15 protein-coding genes are annotated in these 15,498 nt (G+C 57.5%); 14 read left to right on the top strand and 1 reads right to left on the bottom strand.

Features of this window, described 5'->3' with window-relative positions:
• Window positions 1-85 precede the first annotated feature (85 nt).
• The 11 genes from frr (at window position 86) to lpxB (ending at window position 11,230) form a co-directional block, all read left to right on the top strand.
• Window positions 86-652, top strand: coding sequence for a ribosome recycling factor (frr, locus tag E2L05_RS13455; RefSeq protein WP_133343421.1), 567 nt, complete (start codon window positions 86-88; stop codon window positions 650-652).
• Between the two features lie 56 nt (window positions 653-708).
• Window positions 709-1,434 carry a polyprenyl diphosphate synthase gene (gene uppS, locus E2L05_RS13450; protein WP_133343453.1) on the top strand — a complete coding sequence of 242 codons (726 nt, stop codon included), beginning with the start codon at window positions 709-711 and terminating at the stop codon, window positions 1,432-1,434.
• Window positions 1,431-2,219, top strand: coding sequence for a phosphatidate cytidylyltransferase (locus E2L05_RS13445; protein WP_133343420.1), 789 nt, complete (start codon window positions 1,431-1,433; stop codon window positions 2,217-2,219). Before uppS ends, E2L05_RS13445 begins: the two co-directional genes overlap by 4 nt.
• Window positions 2,216-3,391 carry a 1-deoxy-D-xylulose-5-phosphate reductoisomerase gene (dxr, locus tag E2L05_RS13440; protein WP_133343419.1) on the top strand — a complete coding sequence of 392 codons (1,176 nt, stop codon included), beginning with the start codon at window positions 2,216-2,218 and terminating at the stop codon, window positions 3,389-3,391. The genes E2L05_RS13445 and dxr overlap by 4 nt, the downstream gene beginning before the upstream one ends.
• Window positions 3,392-3,434: 43 nt before the next feature.
• Window positions 3,435-4,775, top strand: a complete 1,341-nt coding sequence (gene rseP / locus E2L05_RS13435; protein ID WP_133343418.1) for an RIP metalloprotease RseP — start codon at window positions 3,435-3,437, stop codon at window positions 4,773-4,775.
• A 129-nt stretch (window positions 4,776-4,904) separates the two neighbouring features.
• Window positions 4,905-7,247: an outer membrane protein assembly factor BamA gene (bamA, locus tag E2L05_RS13430; protein WP_133343417.1), complete on the top strand. Its 2,343-nt coding sequence runs from the start codon at window positions 4,905-4,907 to the stop codon at window positions 7,245-7,247.
• Entirely contained in the window at window positions 7,207-7,884 is a 678-nt protein-coding gene (locus E2L05_RS13425) for an OmpH family outer membrane protein (RefSeq protein WP_165971766.1), read from the top strand. Before bamA ends, E2L05_RS13425 begins: the two co-directional genes overlap by 41 nt.
• An 89-nt stretch (window positions 7,885-7,973) precedes the next feature.
• Window positions 7,974-8,438 carry a 3-hydroxyacyl-ACP dehydratase FabZ gene (fabZ, locus tag E2L05_RS13420; protein WP_133343415.1) on the top strand — a complete coding sequence of 155 codons (465 nt, stop codon included), beginning with the start codon at window positions 7,974-7,976 and terminating at the stop codon, window positions 8,436-8,438.
• Window positions 8,435-9,232: an acyl-ACP--UDP-N-acetylglucosamine O-acyltransferase gene (lpxA, locus tag E2L05_RS13415; RefSeq protein ID WP_133343414.1), complete on the top strand. Its 798-nt coding sequence runs from the start codon at window positions 8,435-8,437 to the stop codon at window positions 9,230-9,232. Before fabZ ends, lpxA begins: the two co-directional genes overlap by 4 nt.
• Window positions 9,233-9,257: 25 nt before the next feature.
• A complete protein-coding gene (locus tag E2L05_RS13410) occupies window positions 9,258-10,082 on the top strand; it encodes an LpxI family protein (protein WP_243721978.1) in 825 nt (274 codons plus the stop codon).
• Complete coding sequence (gene lpxB / locus E2L05_RS13405) at window positions 10,079-11,230, top strand: lipid-A-disaccharide synthase (RefSeq protein WP_133343412.1); 1,152 nt, start codon at window positions 10,079-10,081, stop codon at window positions 11,228-11,230. The genes E2L05_RS13410 and lpxB overlap by 4 nt, the downstream gene beginning before the upstream one ends.
• 161 nt (window positions 11,231-11,391) lie before the next feature.
• On the opposite strand, the gene mnmA is transcribed toward lpxB, so the two are convergent.
• Window positions 11,392-12,525 (bottom strand): tRNA 2-thiouridine(34) synthase MnmA, encoded by a 1,134-nt coding sequence (mnmA, locus tag E2L05_RS13400; RefSeq protein WP_176600793.1) that lies wholly within the window; start codon window positions 12,523-12,525, stop codon window positions 11,392-11,394.
• Between the two features lie 137 nt (window positions 12,526-12,662).
• On the opposite strand from mnmA, the gene sciP reads away from it, so the two are divergent.
• The 3 genes from sciP to ligA form a co-directional block, all read left to right on the top strand.
• Window positions 12,663-12,941, top strand: coding sequence for a CtrA inhibitor SciP (sciP, locus tag E2L05_RS13395; protein ID WP_133343411.1), 279 nt, complete (start codon window positions 12,663-12,665; stop codon window positions 12,939-12,941).
• A 93-nt stretch (window positions 12,942-13,034) separates the two neighbouring features.
• A complete protein-coding gene (gene ctrA, locus E2L05_RS13390) occupies window positions 13,035-13,748 on the top strand; it encodes a response regulator transcription factor CtrA (RefSeq protein ID WP_133343410.1) in 714 nt (237 codons plus the stop codon).
• An 88-nt stretch (window positions 13,749-13,836) separates the two neighbouring features.
• Window positions 13,837-15,498, top strand: a 1,662-nt coding sequence (gene ligA, locus E2L05_RS13385) for an NAD-dependent DNA ligase LigA (RefSeq protein ID WP_243721977.1), incomplete at its 3' end; no start/stop codon positions are given.

Here is a 15,498-nt window from a genome sequence, read left to right as displayed (position 1 = left end):
CGGAAAGTTTCGGGTGGCGCGGGGGGAAACCTGACAGCGCGCCCGGCAAATCCCTGTCGGGTGTACGAAGAAGGACGCAATGATAATGTCAGATGAAGATCTGGAAATTGATACAGACGATCTGAAGCGGCGCATGGAAGGAGCCATGGGAAACCTGAAGCAGGAATTCCTGTCGCTGCGAACCGGCCGCGCCGCTGCATCGATGTTGGACCCGGTCACTGTTGATGCATACGGCACGCCGACACCGATCAACCAGATTGGTACAGTCAACGTTCCTGAGCCGCGCATGTTGACGGTCAACATCTGGGACAAGAGCCTCGTGAGCAAAGCCGAAAAAGCGCTGCGTGAAAGCGGGCTTGGTATCAACCCAGTTGTGGATGGGACGATCATTCGTTTGCCTATTCCTGAACTGAACGAAGAACGCCGCAAAGAACTCACCAAGGTTGCCGCTCAGTACGCTGAGCACGGGCGCGTTGCTGTGCGCAATGTTCGCCGCGATGGCATGGATCAACTGAAGCGGGCCAAGTCGAACGGCATGAGTGAAGACGATCACAAGATCTGGTCGCAAGAAGTGCAGGAACTCACTGACGCCTATATCACGCGCATCGATGAGGTGCTTGAGGCGAAGCAAGCAGAGATCATGCAGGTCTGAATAATAGTCTGTTGGAACGCAGAGTGTTAGATCAAAGCAAGGTTACGGGGCGCAGAATGGCGGCAAAGGACAATCGGCAGGTAGGGCCGGAACACGTTGCCATCATTATGGATGGAAACGGACGATGGGCCACCCGTCGCGGCTTGCCACGTTTGCGCGGCCACAAAGCCGGGTCTGGGCGTGTTCGTGAAATCGTGCGCGCCTGCCCGGACCAAGGCGTGCGTTTTTTGACATTATTCGCGTTTTCGACTGAAAATTGGCGTCGCGCACGAACAGAGGTTGTTGGGCTCATGGCCTTGTTTCGCCGCCATCTGCGTAGCGAAGCCGATGAATTGTTCGACTCTGGTGTCAGGGTTCGGTTCATCGGCGAACGGGACGCGCTGAATCCGCGTCTCCAGACCTTGATGGCCGAGTTGGAAGATCGAACACGGGACAATGACCGGCTCCACCTGACCATCGCTCTCAATTACGGCTCTCGCAATGAGATTGCCCGCGCGGCGGCGCGTTTGGCCGAGGCTGTGGCGCGCGGAGAGTTGAACGCAAAAGACATCACTGCGGACCATCTTGGCTGCCAATTGGAAACCGCCGATATCCCGGACCCGGACCTTGTGATCCGTACATCTGGTGAGACCCGCATTTCCAATTTCTTGCTTTGGCAGTCTGCCTATGCGGAATACGAATTCACGCCTGTACTTTGGCCGGATTTTTCAGCCGACCATATGGCAGACATCCTGTTGAATTTTGGGACTCGCGAACGTCGTTTTGGTGCCGTGCTGACATGACGCCTCAATCGGCCGGAAAATGGGGTGATCTCGCTCCGCGGCTCACGACATCGGTAGTTTTGATCGCGATTGGTGTCTTCACCATTTATCTTGGTGGGGTTTGGTTTGCCGGGTTGGTTGCTTTGGCGATTGGGCTCATCGGTTGGGAACTTTCCGAAATGGCGCAAGCCACTCGGCCAAGGCTAATCGGCATTGTTGCTGGACTGTGCTGTCTCGGCGTATTGTGGTTGCCCGACGGGTGGGGCTTACCTTTGGTGATTGTGCCGGTCCTGGTTGCTCAGTCGGGTCTGAAGCGTGCACATCTATCTCATGCAATCTTTCTCACGCTGGCTATCCTTGCAGGTTACGGCCTTGTGGATTTGCGCGGCGAGGCAAGCCCGAATTGGCTTGTCTGGTTGATCATGATTGTCGCCGTAACGGACATTTTTGGGTATTTCGCTGGGCGGCTGATTGGCGGCCCGAAGTTCTGGCCCCGCGTGAGCCCAAAAAAGACATGGTCGGGGACCGTCGCGGGCTGGTTTGGGGCCCTTTGCGTGGGCTTTGTGGCCTTGATGTCCGGCTCTGTCGGGCCTGAAATTCTTGCGATCTCTGTTGCGGTGTCGATGGCCTCGCAACTGGGCGATGTTGCAGAAAGTGCCATGAAACGGCATGTCGGGGTGAAAGACAGCTCCAACCTTTTGCCCGGTCACGGCGGCGTTTTTGACCGTTTTGACGGTGTTCTGGGCGCGTCTGTGTTCTTACTGCTGGTCGAGCAGATCATCGACTTTCCCCCGGTTGCTCTATGACGCAAAGGGGGGTGACTATTCTGGGCGCGACGGGGTCCATCGGGGAAAACACCGTTGATCTTATCGCCCGTGCGCCGGATCGGTTTCGCGCCGTTGCGCTGACCGGGGGGCGCAATATTGCACGGCTGGCGGAACAGGCCAGAGTTCTGAACGCCGAAATCGCGGTTACAGCCTTTCCGGATTTGCTGGATGATCTGCGCGCCGCGCTGTCCGGCAGTGGTATCGAGGCCGGAGCAGGGGAGGCGGCTTTGCTGGAAGCCGCCGAACGCCCGGCTGATCTGATTGTGTCGGGGATTGTCGGCGCAGCGGGTCTGCCGCCTGGCCTGCGCGCTTTGCGTCAGGGAACGACATTGGCACTGGCCAACAAAGAAAGTCTGGTCTGCGCTGGTCCCTTAATGATGTCGGAAGCCGCCGCCCACGGCGCCCGCATTTTGCCCGTGGATAGCGAACATTCAGCCGTTTTTCAGGCGCTTGTGGGCGAAGAGGTGTCCGCGGTTGAGCGCATCATCATCACAGCGTCCGGTGGTGCGTTTCGTGATTGGCCGCTGGAGTCATTAGCCTCTGCCACATTGGAGGAAGCCTCTAGTCACCCGAATTGGGACATGGGCCAACGTATTACAATCGACAGCGCGTCGATGTTCAACAAGGCGTTGGAACTCATAGAAACGCGGGAATTTTTTGGGATCGACCCGGCGAGGATCGAAACCATCATCCACCCCGAAAGCCTGATCCACGCGCTGGTCGGCTTTCGAGACGGGGCGTTGATGGCGCATGTCGGGCCACCTGATATGCGCCACGCCATCGGGTACGCGCTGAACTGGCCGGATCGGTTGGATATACCTGTGGCGCGTCTTGATCTGGCACAGGTTGGCAGCCTGAACTTTCGGGCGCCGTGCGAACAAAGATACCCGGCTTTGCGTCTTGCGCGCGAGGTGATGGCCGCCCGAGCGATGGCCGGACCGGTGTTCAACGCTGCCAAAGAGCGAGCGCTGGATCACTTTATCGCGGGGCGTATACGTTTTACGGAAATGGCCGCACTGGTCGAGGATGTTCTGGCCTCTATCTCTTCTGACAGCGCGTTTCGCGCCGACGTCACCCTTGATAACGTCCGAAATGCGGACCAAATGGCACGACAGGCTGCGGATGCATGGCTAAGCGTTCAGGCGCACTGACACTTCCGCCCACACGCAATCGACACGAGGAGTAATCGGCGTTTTGGAAATTCTCGGTCTGATCCCGACTTTCGGCGGTTTTGCCTACACTGTTGGCGCCTTCGTCATTGCCTTGTCGGTCATAGTCGCCGTGCATGAATATGGGCACTATATCGTTGGCAGATGGTGCGGTATCCATGCCGAGGTGTTCTCTCTTGGGTTCGGACCGCGATTGTTCACATGGCGCGACAAACGCGGAACTTTGTGGCAAATCGCGGCGCTGCCTTTAGGGGGGTACGTGAAGTTCCTCGGGGATGCCGATGCCGCAAGCAGCGTTGATGGCAGTGCCATCGCCCGTATGGATCCAAAGATGCAGAGACGTACAATGCATGCTGCGCCGCTTTGGGCGCGGGCGTGTACCGTCGCAGCCGGGCCGATTTTCAACTTCGCATTATCCATCATGGTCTTTGCCCTCGTGGTGATGTGGCAAGGCCGGGCGCAAGAGCCCCTGACCATCAGCGATATCACACCGATGCCTGAAAGCGTGCAAGAGCTTGAGCCGGGCGACCGTATTCTAGAGATTCACAATCGCACCGTGCCCGGGTTCGATGGATTTTCCGCGTTTGTGGATGAACTGCCGCGATCCCCTGAACTGGACTATACCGTGCTGCGTGATGGCCAAGAAATCGACGTGATTGGTCCGTATCCGTATCCGCCGCTTGTTTCGGGTGTGTCGCCGCAATCCGCCGCAATGGATGCCGGGCTAGAGCAGGGCGATTTCATCACCCAAGTGAATGGCACACGGATTTCATCCTTTGAAGATCTGCGGAGCGCGGTCATGGTGTCGGGCGGCGCGCCTCTTGATCTGGAGGTTTGGCGCAATGGCGAGACATTCCCGATGACGCTGACCCCGCGCAGTGCGGATGTGCCGCTGCCCGACGGCGGGTTTGAGCAGCGGTATCTCATCGGCGTGACTGGCGGTTTGTTCTTTAGCCCGGTAACCGAAATGCCCGGCCCGTTTGCAGCGCTTGCCATCGGTGTTGAGCAAACCGGATATATCGTTCGTCAAAGCCTTTCGGGGCTATATCACATGATCACGGGCGCAATCAGCACCTGCAATCTTTCTGGCCCGGTTGGGATCGCCGAAACGTCGGGCGCCGCCGCGTCCCAAGGCTTGGCTAGTTTCGTGTGGTTCATTGCTGTTCTCTCAACCGCGGTTGGCCTGATGAACCTGTTCCCAGTGCCGGTTCTTGATGGGGGGCACCTTGTTTTTCACGCCTACGAAGCAGTGACTGGCAAGCCACCCAGCGACAAGGCGCTTCAGGTTTTGATGGCGGGTGGATTGGCGGCGATCATCATGTTGATGGTGTTTGCGGTCACAAATGATCTATTCCTGTGCCCGTGATGCGCTTTGCATGCCTCAACAAAGGTGAAAAGCGACGCGTGGTGGCAATGCGATTTTGACAACCGCGGCTTGCCCGACTAACCCCGGTGAAAAGGCCGGCTAAGCCGGGCGGGGCGAAAGGGCAGGCGGATGATCAAGCGACAGGCGCTCGCGAAAGCGGGCTTGAACCAGACAGCAAAAGCAGGACGCACGGCGTTTTTTGCGCTTTGCATTCTGTGGGTCGGTCCTGCGGCCATCGCGCAAGCGGTTTTGAACCAGATCGAAGTGCGGGGGAACCAACGCATCGAAACCAGCACCGTGCTGACCTACGCGGGTATCGAGACAGGGACCCCGGTCACGGCGGGCCAGGTCAACGCCGCCAAGCAGCGTTTGCTTTCGTCCGGTCTATTCGAAAGCGTGGAGGTGACCCCGGCACGTGGCAACCTGATCATCGAAGTTCAGGAATTTCCAACGATTAACCGCATCAGCATCGAGGGGAACCGCAGACTTAATGATGATGTGTTGGAAGGGCTGATCACATCGCAGCCCCGCCGCGTTTACAGCCCATCCACAGTCATCACAGATGCCCGGGCAATCACGGATGCGTATTTTCAAGCGGGTCGGCTCGCCGCGACTGTGACACCAAAGATCATTCAGCGAAGCCAGAACCGCGTGGATCTTGTGTTTGAAGTCACCGAGGCCGCTGTGATCGAAGTGGAGCGTATCGGATTTGTCGGCAACCGCAGCTATTCGGATCGCAGGTTGCGCCAAGCCCTCAGCACCAAACAGGCCGGTATTTTTCGTCAACTCATCCGCCGCGATACCTTTATCGAAGACCGGATTCAGTTTGATCGTCAGGTGCTGACTGATTTTTACCGATCCCGCGGCTTCATCGACTTTCAGGTTCTGTCGGTCACGCCAGAGTTTTCGCGCGAACGCGATGCGTTCTTTCTGACGTTCAACGTGCAAGAAGGGCAAAGGTTCAAGCTGGGTGAGATTTCGGTCACGACTGATGTACCGGGCTTGGATGTTGCGGCATTTGAAAGAGTTGTCCGCGCACGAACTGGCCAGACCTATTCACCGACGCGGATTGAAGACACGATTGCGCGGCTTGAACGGGAATCGATCGAATTGGGATTGGATTTCATCCGCGCCGATCCTGTCATTGAACGCAACAACCGCGATCTAACACTTGATGTGGCTTTCAATCTGACGAGAGGCCCGCGCATTTTGGTTGAGCGGATCGACATTGAAGGCAACTCAACCACGCTTGATCGGGTGATCCGTCGCCAGTTTAGGGTCGTCGAAGGTGACCCATTCAATCCGCGCGAAATCAGGGACAGCGCTGAACGCATCCGGTCGCTTGGATTTTTTGGAAATTCCGATGTCACAACACGTGAGGGAACCGCGCCGGACCGTGTGATTGTTGACGTCAATGTCGAAGAACAACCCACCGGGTCGCTGACACTTGGCGGTAGCTATTCACTTGATGAAGGGTTGGGGTTTGCTGTCGGGCTCAGCGAACGGAACTTCCTTGGGCGCGGGCAATTCCTGAATGTGTCTGTGGCGGCGGGCATTGATAACAGCAACTCGTCCCTGACCTTTGCAGAGCCGAACTTGTTGGGGCGTGACTTGACCGGCTCGCTGAGCCTTTACTACCGCTCCACCAACAATTTTAACGCCGATTTCAACACGGACGAGTTGGGCTTCCTTCCGTCTCTGAGTTTCCCGGTAAGTGACAATGGGCGGCTAGAGCTGAACTATCGTCTTTCACGTGACACGATCAGTGACGTTTCATCGGGCGACCCGGATATTCCGGGTGATAACGGGTCTTCGGCAATCATCCAGCGCGAGGAAGGTCGGCTTGTAACGTCATCCATTGGGTACAACTATACCTATAACTCTCAGCGCGTTGGGCTTGATCCCAACACGCGGTATCGGTTCGAGTTTGGGCAGAATTTTGGCGGCTTGGGCGGCGACACTCAGTTTGTAGAAACTCTGGCTCTGGCAGGATACGACACCAAGGTTCTGAACGAAGACGTGGGCTTGTCGGCAACTTTGCGGGGGGCGGCCCTGAACTTTACCGAAGGCAATAGTCGCGTCATCGACCGATATCGTGGGCGCAACTATGCTCGCGGTTTCACTGCGAACGGCATTGGTCCACGCGATACCGCCGCGACAAACGAAGACGCGCTTGGCGGTAACTACGCTGTGGGTCTGGCGCTTGAGGCTGATTTCCCCGTCGGGCTGCCCGAAGAATATGGTATCCGTGGCGGCGTCTTTTATGACATCGGGTCGATATGGGGCCTGGACGATACGGCGGGCACGGGCGGCGAAGTGGATGATGATTTCCACCTGCGCCAGGTAATCGGTGCCACGATCTTCTGGACAACTCCCATCGGTCCCCTGCGGTTCGACTTCACGCGCGCCCTCGAAAAGGAAGAGTATGACGATGAGCGGACGTTCGATTTCCGGGTCTCAACGCGGTTCTAATGGGCTAAATGCGTGGTTCGGTGCCGTGCTGGTGCTGCTTTCGGCTTTCGCCCCGCAGATGGCGAGCGCACAAGCCGAAGGCGGCGCGCGACTGAGTATTGCAACACTCGACCAAGAGGCTCTGTTTCTGCAATCGGATTTTGGTCAACGCGTGACCCGCGATCTGGAAAGCGACCGCGATGCACTTGCCGCAGAAAACCGCAGCATTGAGGCGGAACTGATCGCCGAAGAGCGTGCTTTGATCGACAAACGCGCGGCTCTTCCTGCCGCAGACTTTGCGCTGTTGGCGGATGCGTTTGACAGAAAAGTTCAAGGTATCCGTGAAGAACAAGATCGAAAGGGCCGGGCTCTTCAAATCCAGCTTGACGATCATCGTACGCGCTTTTTGACAGAAATTGGTCCTGTTCTGACCGACTTGCTTCGGGCGCGAGGGGCTCAGGTTTTGTTGGATCGCGGCGCTGTTTTGATCGCTGTGGACGGGGTGGACATCACCAGTGCCGCCATTGACGAGATCAATGCACGGCTAGGGGACGGAACAGGGCCATCACCCTCTTTGCCAGCCACCGACGATCTGTCTGGCCAAGCTGATCAACAAGCCCCATCCGGATCTGTGCCGACGGGCCCAGACGGCGACTGACCTTCAAGCCTGCTGAGATCACGCGCCGCTTGTGCCGCCAGCTCTGGATTGCTACGCAGAAGACCAAGAGCAAAAAAGCCGGACCCATCATGACAGATATTCCCACCAGTGCCGATATTGGATTGATCCAGCGGGCTATCCCGCACCGCTTTCCCTTTTTGATGATTGATCGCGTTCGCGATATCGTTCCTTCAAAGAGTGCGATTGGTATCAAGAACGTTTCCGTAAACGAGCCTCAGTTTTCCGGCCATTTTCCCGGGCTTCCCGTTTTGCCCGGCGTGCTGATCATCGAAGCCTTGGCGCAGACGTCTGCTTTGATGGTGTCACTTTCACTGGATCTGGTTGATAGCGGCGCGGTGGTGTATTTCATGGGCGTCGACAAATGCCGGTTCCGCCGCAAGGTGGTGCCCGGTGACGTGCTTGAATTGCGCGTCGATGCTTTGCGCGGCGGCGGTAAGGTCTGGAAGTTCAAAGGGCTAGCCACGGTTGGCGACGAAGTTGCGTGCGAATGCGAATTCATGGCCATGATTGACCGGGAAGGCGCTGCCGGATGAGCATTTCCCCGACGGCGGATATTCACCCCAGCGCCGTCATTGAACCGGGCGCTGTGATCGGCGACCGGGTGCGGGTTGGCCCTTTCAGTCTGATTGGCGGCGGTGTTTCACTTGGCCATGATGTCGAGGTGAAAAGCCATGTGGTGGTTACCGGGCGTACGGATATGGGCGAAGGGTGCGTCGTGTTTCCCGGCGCTGTTGTGGGGGAAATTCCGCAGGACCTGAAGTTCAAAGGCGAAGAGACCCGTCTCGTGGTTGGCAAACGCAACCGCATCCGCGAAGGCGCAACGATGAACACCGGCACAGAGGGCGGTGGCGGCATCACGCGCGTCGGGGATGACGGGTTATTCATGACCGGGTCTCATGTCGGCCATGACGTTCAAGTCGGTGATCGGGTCATCCTTGCAAATCAGGCCGCGCTAGCGGGTCATTGTGTCATCGCAGATGATGTTATCATTGGCGGTCTGGCCGGGATTCATCAGTTTGTCCGCATTGGCCGGGGGGCGATTATTGGGGCTGTAACAATGGTGACCAATGATGTGATGCCTTACGGCTTGGTGCAGGCACCGCGCGGTGAGCTTGATGGGCTCAATCTGGTCGGGTTGAAACGCAAAGGTGTCAAACGTTCTGACATTACCGCGCTCCGTGCTGCGTTTCAGATGCTTGCGCAAGGAGAGGGGCCGTTCATTGAGCGCGCCCGCCGACTGGGTGAGGAAACAGAGAGCCCCTATGTTCAGGAGATTGTCGATTTCCTGCTGGCCGATACCGGTCGCCATTTTCTGACCCCTCGCTGACGCAATGTCAGGGCCGGTCGGTATCATGGCGGGCAGCGGGCTGTTGCCTGACTACCTTGCGAGAACATTGACGGCGCAGGGGCGGACGGTCGTTTTGGCCGAAATGGACGGCTTTGTATCCATCACCTCGCAAGAGTATCTGCGGATACCCTATCGGGTTGAAAAGCTCGGCGGGCTTTTCAAAGCCCTTCGCGCTGAGGGGGTCGTTGATCTTGTCTTTGCTGGGGGGGTCGCGCGCCCGAAGCTTGACCCGGCGAAGTTTGATTTCAAAACAGTGCGTCTTGCACCGCGTTTGTTCAAAGCGATGCAAGGTGGCGACGATTCAACATTGCGCGTTGTTCTGGATATTTTCGAAGGTGAGGGTTTCAAGGTACGAGCGGCGCATGAGATGTGCCCTGACCTTTTGCCAGAATGGGGTGTCCTGACCGCGGCGAAGCCCGGGGAACGTGACATCAAGGATGCTGCGCGGGCTGCGAAAATTGTTGCTGCATTGTCTGGCGCTGATGTAGGGCAGGGAGCTGTCGTGGCTCAAGGGATGGCTCTGGCTGTCGAAGCAGCCCCCGGAACAGACGCCATGTTGGCCTATGTGGCGGATGTTGCCGGGGCGTGCCGCCCCAATCCGAACGGGGCGCGGGGCGTGTTGTTCAAGGGGCCGAAACTTGGGCAGGATCGCCGCGTAGATCTTCCCGTTATTGGCCCCTCGACCGTCGAGGGCGCTGCACGCGCCGGGTTGTCAGGCATTGTAATCGAGGCTGGTGGCGTCATGATCCTTGATCGGGCGGCAACTGTTGCGGCCGCAGACGCCGCAGGATTGTTTATCTGGGTCCGTTCCGGCGACGGTGCAATATGACCCGGCTGCGTATCTTCATGATCGCAGGGGAAGCATCGGGAGATGCCCTTGGCGCAGCCCTGCTGAGCGGACTGAGGGAATTGGCCCCGGGAACGCAGGCGCAGGGCGTGGCAGGTGTTCAGATGCAGGCGTTGGGGATGGAGAGCCTGTTCCCGATGGAGGAACTGTCGGTGATGGGATTGGCAGAGGTACTGCCGAAGTATCGACATTTGAAACGCCGCATCGCTCAAACAGCGCAGGCGGTTCTTGACGAGAAACCAGATGTTCTAATCAGCATCGACAGTCCTGATTTTTGTTTGCGCGTGGCAAAAATTGTACGTGCCGAAGACCCGTCGATCCGTACTGTTCACTATGTCGCCCCCTCGGTTTGGGCATGGCGACCGGGCCGCGCTGTAAAGATGGCGCGCATGATTGATCAAGTGCTGGCTTTGCTACCGTTTGAGCCCCCCTACATGGAGGCGGCTGGTATGCGGTGCGATTTCGTTGGCCACCCTGTTGTGGGCATGCCGCAAGCCACGCGGGCTCAGGCCGACGCATTGAGGGCTGCGTTGCATGTCGGGGATGCACCCCTGGTTCTTGTTTTGCCTGGATCGCGCCGATCCGAGGTGAACCGCTTGATGCCCATATTCGGGGAGGCGTTGGCGCAACTAGCAACGCAACGGCCGAACATGCAGGTGGTGCTGCCTGCTGCGCCGGGGGTTGGGCCGATCCTTGCCGAAGCTGCGGCCAGTTGGCGGATACCCGTGCACATAATTGGTGCGGACGATCCTGAGCAAAAACGCGCAGCCTTCAAAGCCGCTGATGTCGCGCTCGCTGCGTCGGGGACCGTGTCTTTGGAATTGGCCGCGGCAGGTACGCCGATGGTGATTGGCTATCAGCTTTCGTGGTTGACCACGCAGATCATGCGCCGGATGGCATTGATCGATACGGCGACACTGGTGAACTTGGTCTCTGAGACGCGGGTCGTGCCGGAATATTTGGGTGAGAAATGTACGCCAACCGCGCTGTGTAATGCCTTGGGGCGCGTGCTTGACGATCCTTCGGCGCAACAAAGAGCCTGTGAGTTGACCATGGAGCGGCTTGGCCGTGGCGGCGAATCGCCCGGCCTTAGGGCAGCGCGGGCGGTGTTGAACGGGCTCGATTCCTGACATGCAGCCGGTGTAAGCCGCGCTTGTTCGAATAAGGTTAAAAGGCTGCCTGCTTTTTGCGGCTGACCGAAACAGCGATTTGGTGTGCAACGGACATCGCGTTGGGCGGTGTTGAATGAGGAAATGACAGAGTGGTCAGTGGGGCTCTGGTCGGCTGTTGGCTAGCCGCGTCCACCCGCAATCCAGCCACCACCAAAGATCCGGCTGCCGCCCTCTTCATAGAACACGCAGGCCTGTCCGGGGCTGACCCCCTCTTCTGGTGTGAGCAGTTCTACCTCGGCTGTCGCCGCGCCGGTCGGGCGCAAAATCGCAGGGCGAGGCGGCCGTGTGGAGCGCACTTTCACAGTGATCTCGCGGGCGCCCTTTTCGAACGCGCCATCGCCCAACCAGTTGATTTCTTTGATGGTAATAATGCGCGTGGCAAGCGCTTCCTTCGGGCCGACCACGACCTGACGGGCGTCAGGATCTAGCTTGATCACGTATAACGGTTCGTCCAAGCCACCAATTCCAAGCCCTCTGCGTTGGCCCACGGTGTAGTGAATGACCCCTTCATGCGCCCCTAGAACCTTGCCCGATTGGTCTACGATGTCACCGGGATCGGCGGCATTTGGGCGTAGCTTTTTGATAACGCTCGCATAATCACCATTTGGGACAAAGCAAATGTCTTGACTGTCAGGCTTGTCAGCAACGCTCAGGCCATAACGGGCGGCAAGCTCGCGGGTGGCGTGCTTTGATGGCAAATGACCAAGGGGAAACCGTAGGTAGGACAACTGCTCGGCGGTAGTGGAAAACAGAAAATAGCTTTGATCCCTTACCGCGTCGGCCGCGCAGTGAAGTTCGGGTCCAAGCGGGCCGACTTTGCGCTGGATATAGTGGCCCGTCGCCATGCAATCAGCGTCAAGATCTTTAGCAGTTTCAAGAAGATCCTTGAACTTGACCCGCTCGTTGCACCGGATGCAGGGCACGGGTGTCGCACCACCAAGATAGCTGTCAGCAAACTCGTCAATCACGGCTTCCTTGAAGGTGTTTTCGTAGTCGAGAACGTAGTGTGGGAAGCCCATCTCTTCGGCCACACGGCGGGCATCGTGTATGTCTCGGCCGGCGCAACACGCCCCCTTTTTGGCCAGAGCGGCGCCATGGTCGTAAAGCTGGAGCGTCACGCCGACGACATCGTATCCTTCTTCGGCCAATTGTGCGGCAACCACGGAACTGTCCACGCCGCCGGACATGGCTACAACCACGCGCGTGTCTTGCGGCAACTTGGGAAAGCCCAGCGAATTCAAGGGTTGCGTCATGGCGACTCGGATCTCTGATAGAGTGGGAATTTTCCAGAAATATAGGAAAATCATAGGCATTAACAAGAGGTGCGTTTCAGACCCCGTTAAGCGCGTTCCCGGCATCCCTGTTGGCGGTGTAGTGAGGAGTGCGTTTGATGTACCTAAAGAAAATTGATGGCCCAAGAATTGTAACCCTGCCAGATGGATCTTGCCTGTCGCGTGCAGACCTACCATCCGAAAAAACGGTCAGATGGGTGGCAAGCCGCAAAGCAGTGGTTGTGAACGCTGTGAAGTATGGTTTGCTTCCGCAAGAGGAGGCGTTGACGCGCTATGGCCTGTCACGGGACGAGTTCAACAGCTGGTGCAATTCCGTGGAACGTTTCGGGGAAGATGCTCTGAAAACCACATCTTTGCAAAAGTATCGACAACTATAAGTTGTTTTTCCTCAACCTGTAGTCATAGTAACCTCAGGTTAACACCTCGCCTTCACGTTAACTGTGAACCCGAGGAACTTGTGGAGAACAAAGATGCGTGTGCTGCTGGTCGAGGATGATCCGACAATCTCGAAGAGTATCGAGTTGATGCTTACTCATGCCAACCTCAACGTGTATTGCACGGATCTTGGCGAGGAGGGCGTGGAACTGGCGAAGCTCTATGATTATGATCTCATCCTCCTCGACCTGAATTTGCCGGACATGAACGGTCACGAAGTGCTTCGGCAATTGCGGGTGGCGCGGATTGAAACGCCGGTTCTGATCCTCACCGGTGAGGATGATACGGAAAGTAAAGTCAAAGGGTTCGGGTCTGGTGCCGACGATTATCTGACAAAGCCGTTTCATCGCGAGGAACTGATAGCGCGAATTCATGCTATCATCCGGCGCTCCAAGGGACATTCACAGTCGTTGATCCGGACCGGCAAGGTCGTCGTTAATCTGGACACGAAAACCGTAAGTGTGGGCGGAAGCCCGGTGCACTTGACAGGGAAAGAGTACCAGATGCTCGAGCTTCTTTCTTTGCGCAAAGGGACAACTTTGACCAAAGAGATGTTCCTGAACCATCTTTACGGCGGCATGGATGAGCCAGAGCTAAAGATCATTGATGTTTTCATATGCAAGCTGCGTAAGAAGCTCAGCCAAGCGACAGACGGCGAGAACAATATCGAAACAGTATGGGGCCGTGGCTATGTGCTGCGCGACCCTGAGGTTGACACCGGTGCGGAGCCTATCGCCCTGCAAGCATGATGCATCGTTAGCTTAAGCTGCCAAGGCTGGACCTGATCGCTCGCCGCCCCTATCACCTCTGCCAGAGAGGTATTCATGGGGGGCGAAAGTGAACAAAGCCGACATCGACACGTTGGATGAGGATGCGGCGGCTGCTGAACTCGCAGAGCTTGCTTCACAGCTTGCTCGGGCTGACGCTGCTTATCACACCGATGATGAGCCGATCATTTCCGATGCAGACTATGACCGCCTCAAGGCGCGTAATCGTGCCATTGAAGATCGGTTCCCCCAACTCAAGCGATCTGACAGCGCTTCGGATAGGGTTGGTGCCGCAGTTGCCGTTGGCTTTGCAAAAGTGGCTCATTCCAAGCGCATGTTGTCTCTGGGGAATGCCTTCTCGGAAGAAGACGTTGCCGATTTCGACGCCACGATCCGCCGATTTCTAGGTCTTGGGTCGGCGGACGCGTTGGCGTTCACGGCGGAGCCAAAAATTGATGGGCTTTCACTGTCGTTGCGTTACGAAAACGGGGTTTTGACAACTGCGGCAACGCGCGGGGATGGCAGCATCGGTGAAAACGTGACCGCGAATGCGCGAACGGTGCGCGATATCCCCGAACGGATCGTCGGCGCACCTGACATTCTGGAAGTCCGCGGCGAAGTCTACATGCAGCACGAGGACTTTGCGGCTTTGAATGCGCGGCAAACCGCAGCCGGAGGCAAGACCTTTGCTAACCCACGAAATGCGGCGGCAGGTTCGTTGCGGCAGCTTGACCCAAAGATCACTGCGTCCCGGCCACTTCTGTTCTTTGCCTATGCGTGGGGCGAGGTATCAGAACCACTGTCGGATACGCAAAGTGGCGCGCTGGAACAGCTCGAGTCGTTTGGCTTTTCGATCAATCCGCTGACACGGCGTTGTGTGAATTCGGCGGAAATGCTTGAGCAGTATCGCCACATTGAAGAGCAGCGCGCGACGCTTGGCTATGACATTGACGGTGTTGTTTACAAGGTGGATAACCTCGCCCTGCAAGATCGCCTTGGGTATCGGTCTACGACGCCTCGATGGGCGATCGCCCACAAATTCCCTGCGGAGCTTGCCTGGACCCGGTTGGAGGCAATCGACATTCAGGTTGGGCGCACCGGGGCACTTTCCCCTGTGGCGCGTCTCAGCCCCGTTACTGTGGGTGGGGTGGTAGTATCCAATGCGACCTTGCACAACGAAGACTACATTGCCGGTCGCGGGGCCGATGGGGCCCCGATCCGCGATGGTCGCGACATTCGCGTCGGAGACTGGGTGCAGGTCTATCGTGCGGGCGACGTCATTCCGAAGATCGCGGACGTTGATTTGTCGCGACGAGAGGATGGCGCCCGTCCTTTTGTCTTTCCAGAACTTTGTCCCGAGTGCGGCTCTGCAGCGATCCGAGAAGACGGCGACGCGGTTCGCCGATGCAGTGGCGGACTAATCTGCCCCGCGCAGGCCATCGAAAAGCTGCGGCACTTTGTGTCGCGGGCCGCGTTCGACATTGAAGGGCTGGGTGCAAAGCAGATTGAGGCGTTTCACGCAGATGGTTGGATCAAAGAGCCAGCTGATATTTTTGATCTGGAAAACCAATACGGCACGGGCATTCAGCAACTCAAGAACCGCGAGGGGTGGGGCGAAGCGAGCGCGAAAAAGCTCTTCGATGCGATCAGAGCACGGCGGCAGATCCCGCTGCACCGTCTGATTTTCGCGCTCGGACTGCGCCATGTGGGCGAAGTGGCGGCGAAGGATCTG

The sequence above is a fragment of the Meridianimarinicoccus aquatilis genome (assembly GCF_004358675.1).
Lineage (GTDB): Bacteria > Pseudomonadota > Alphaproteobacteria > Rhodobacterales > Rhodobacteraceae > Meridianimarinicoccus > Meridianimarinicoccus aquatilis.
This window is presented reverse-complemented; position numbering and strand designations above follow the sequence as displayed.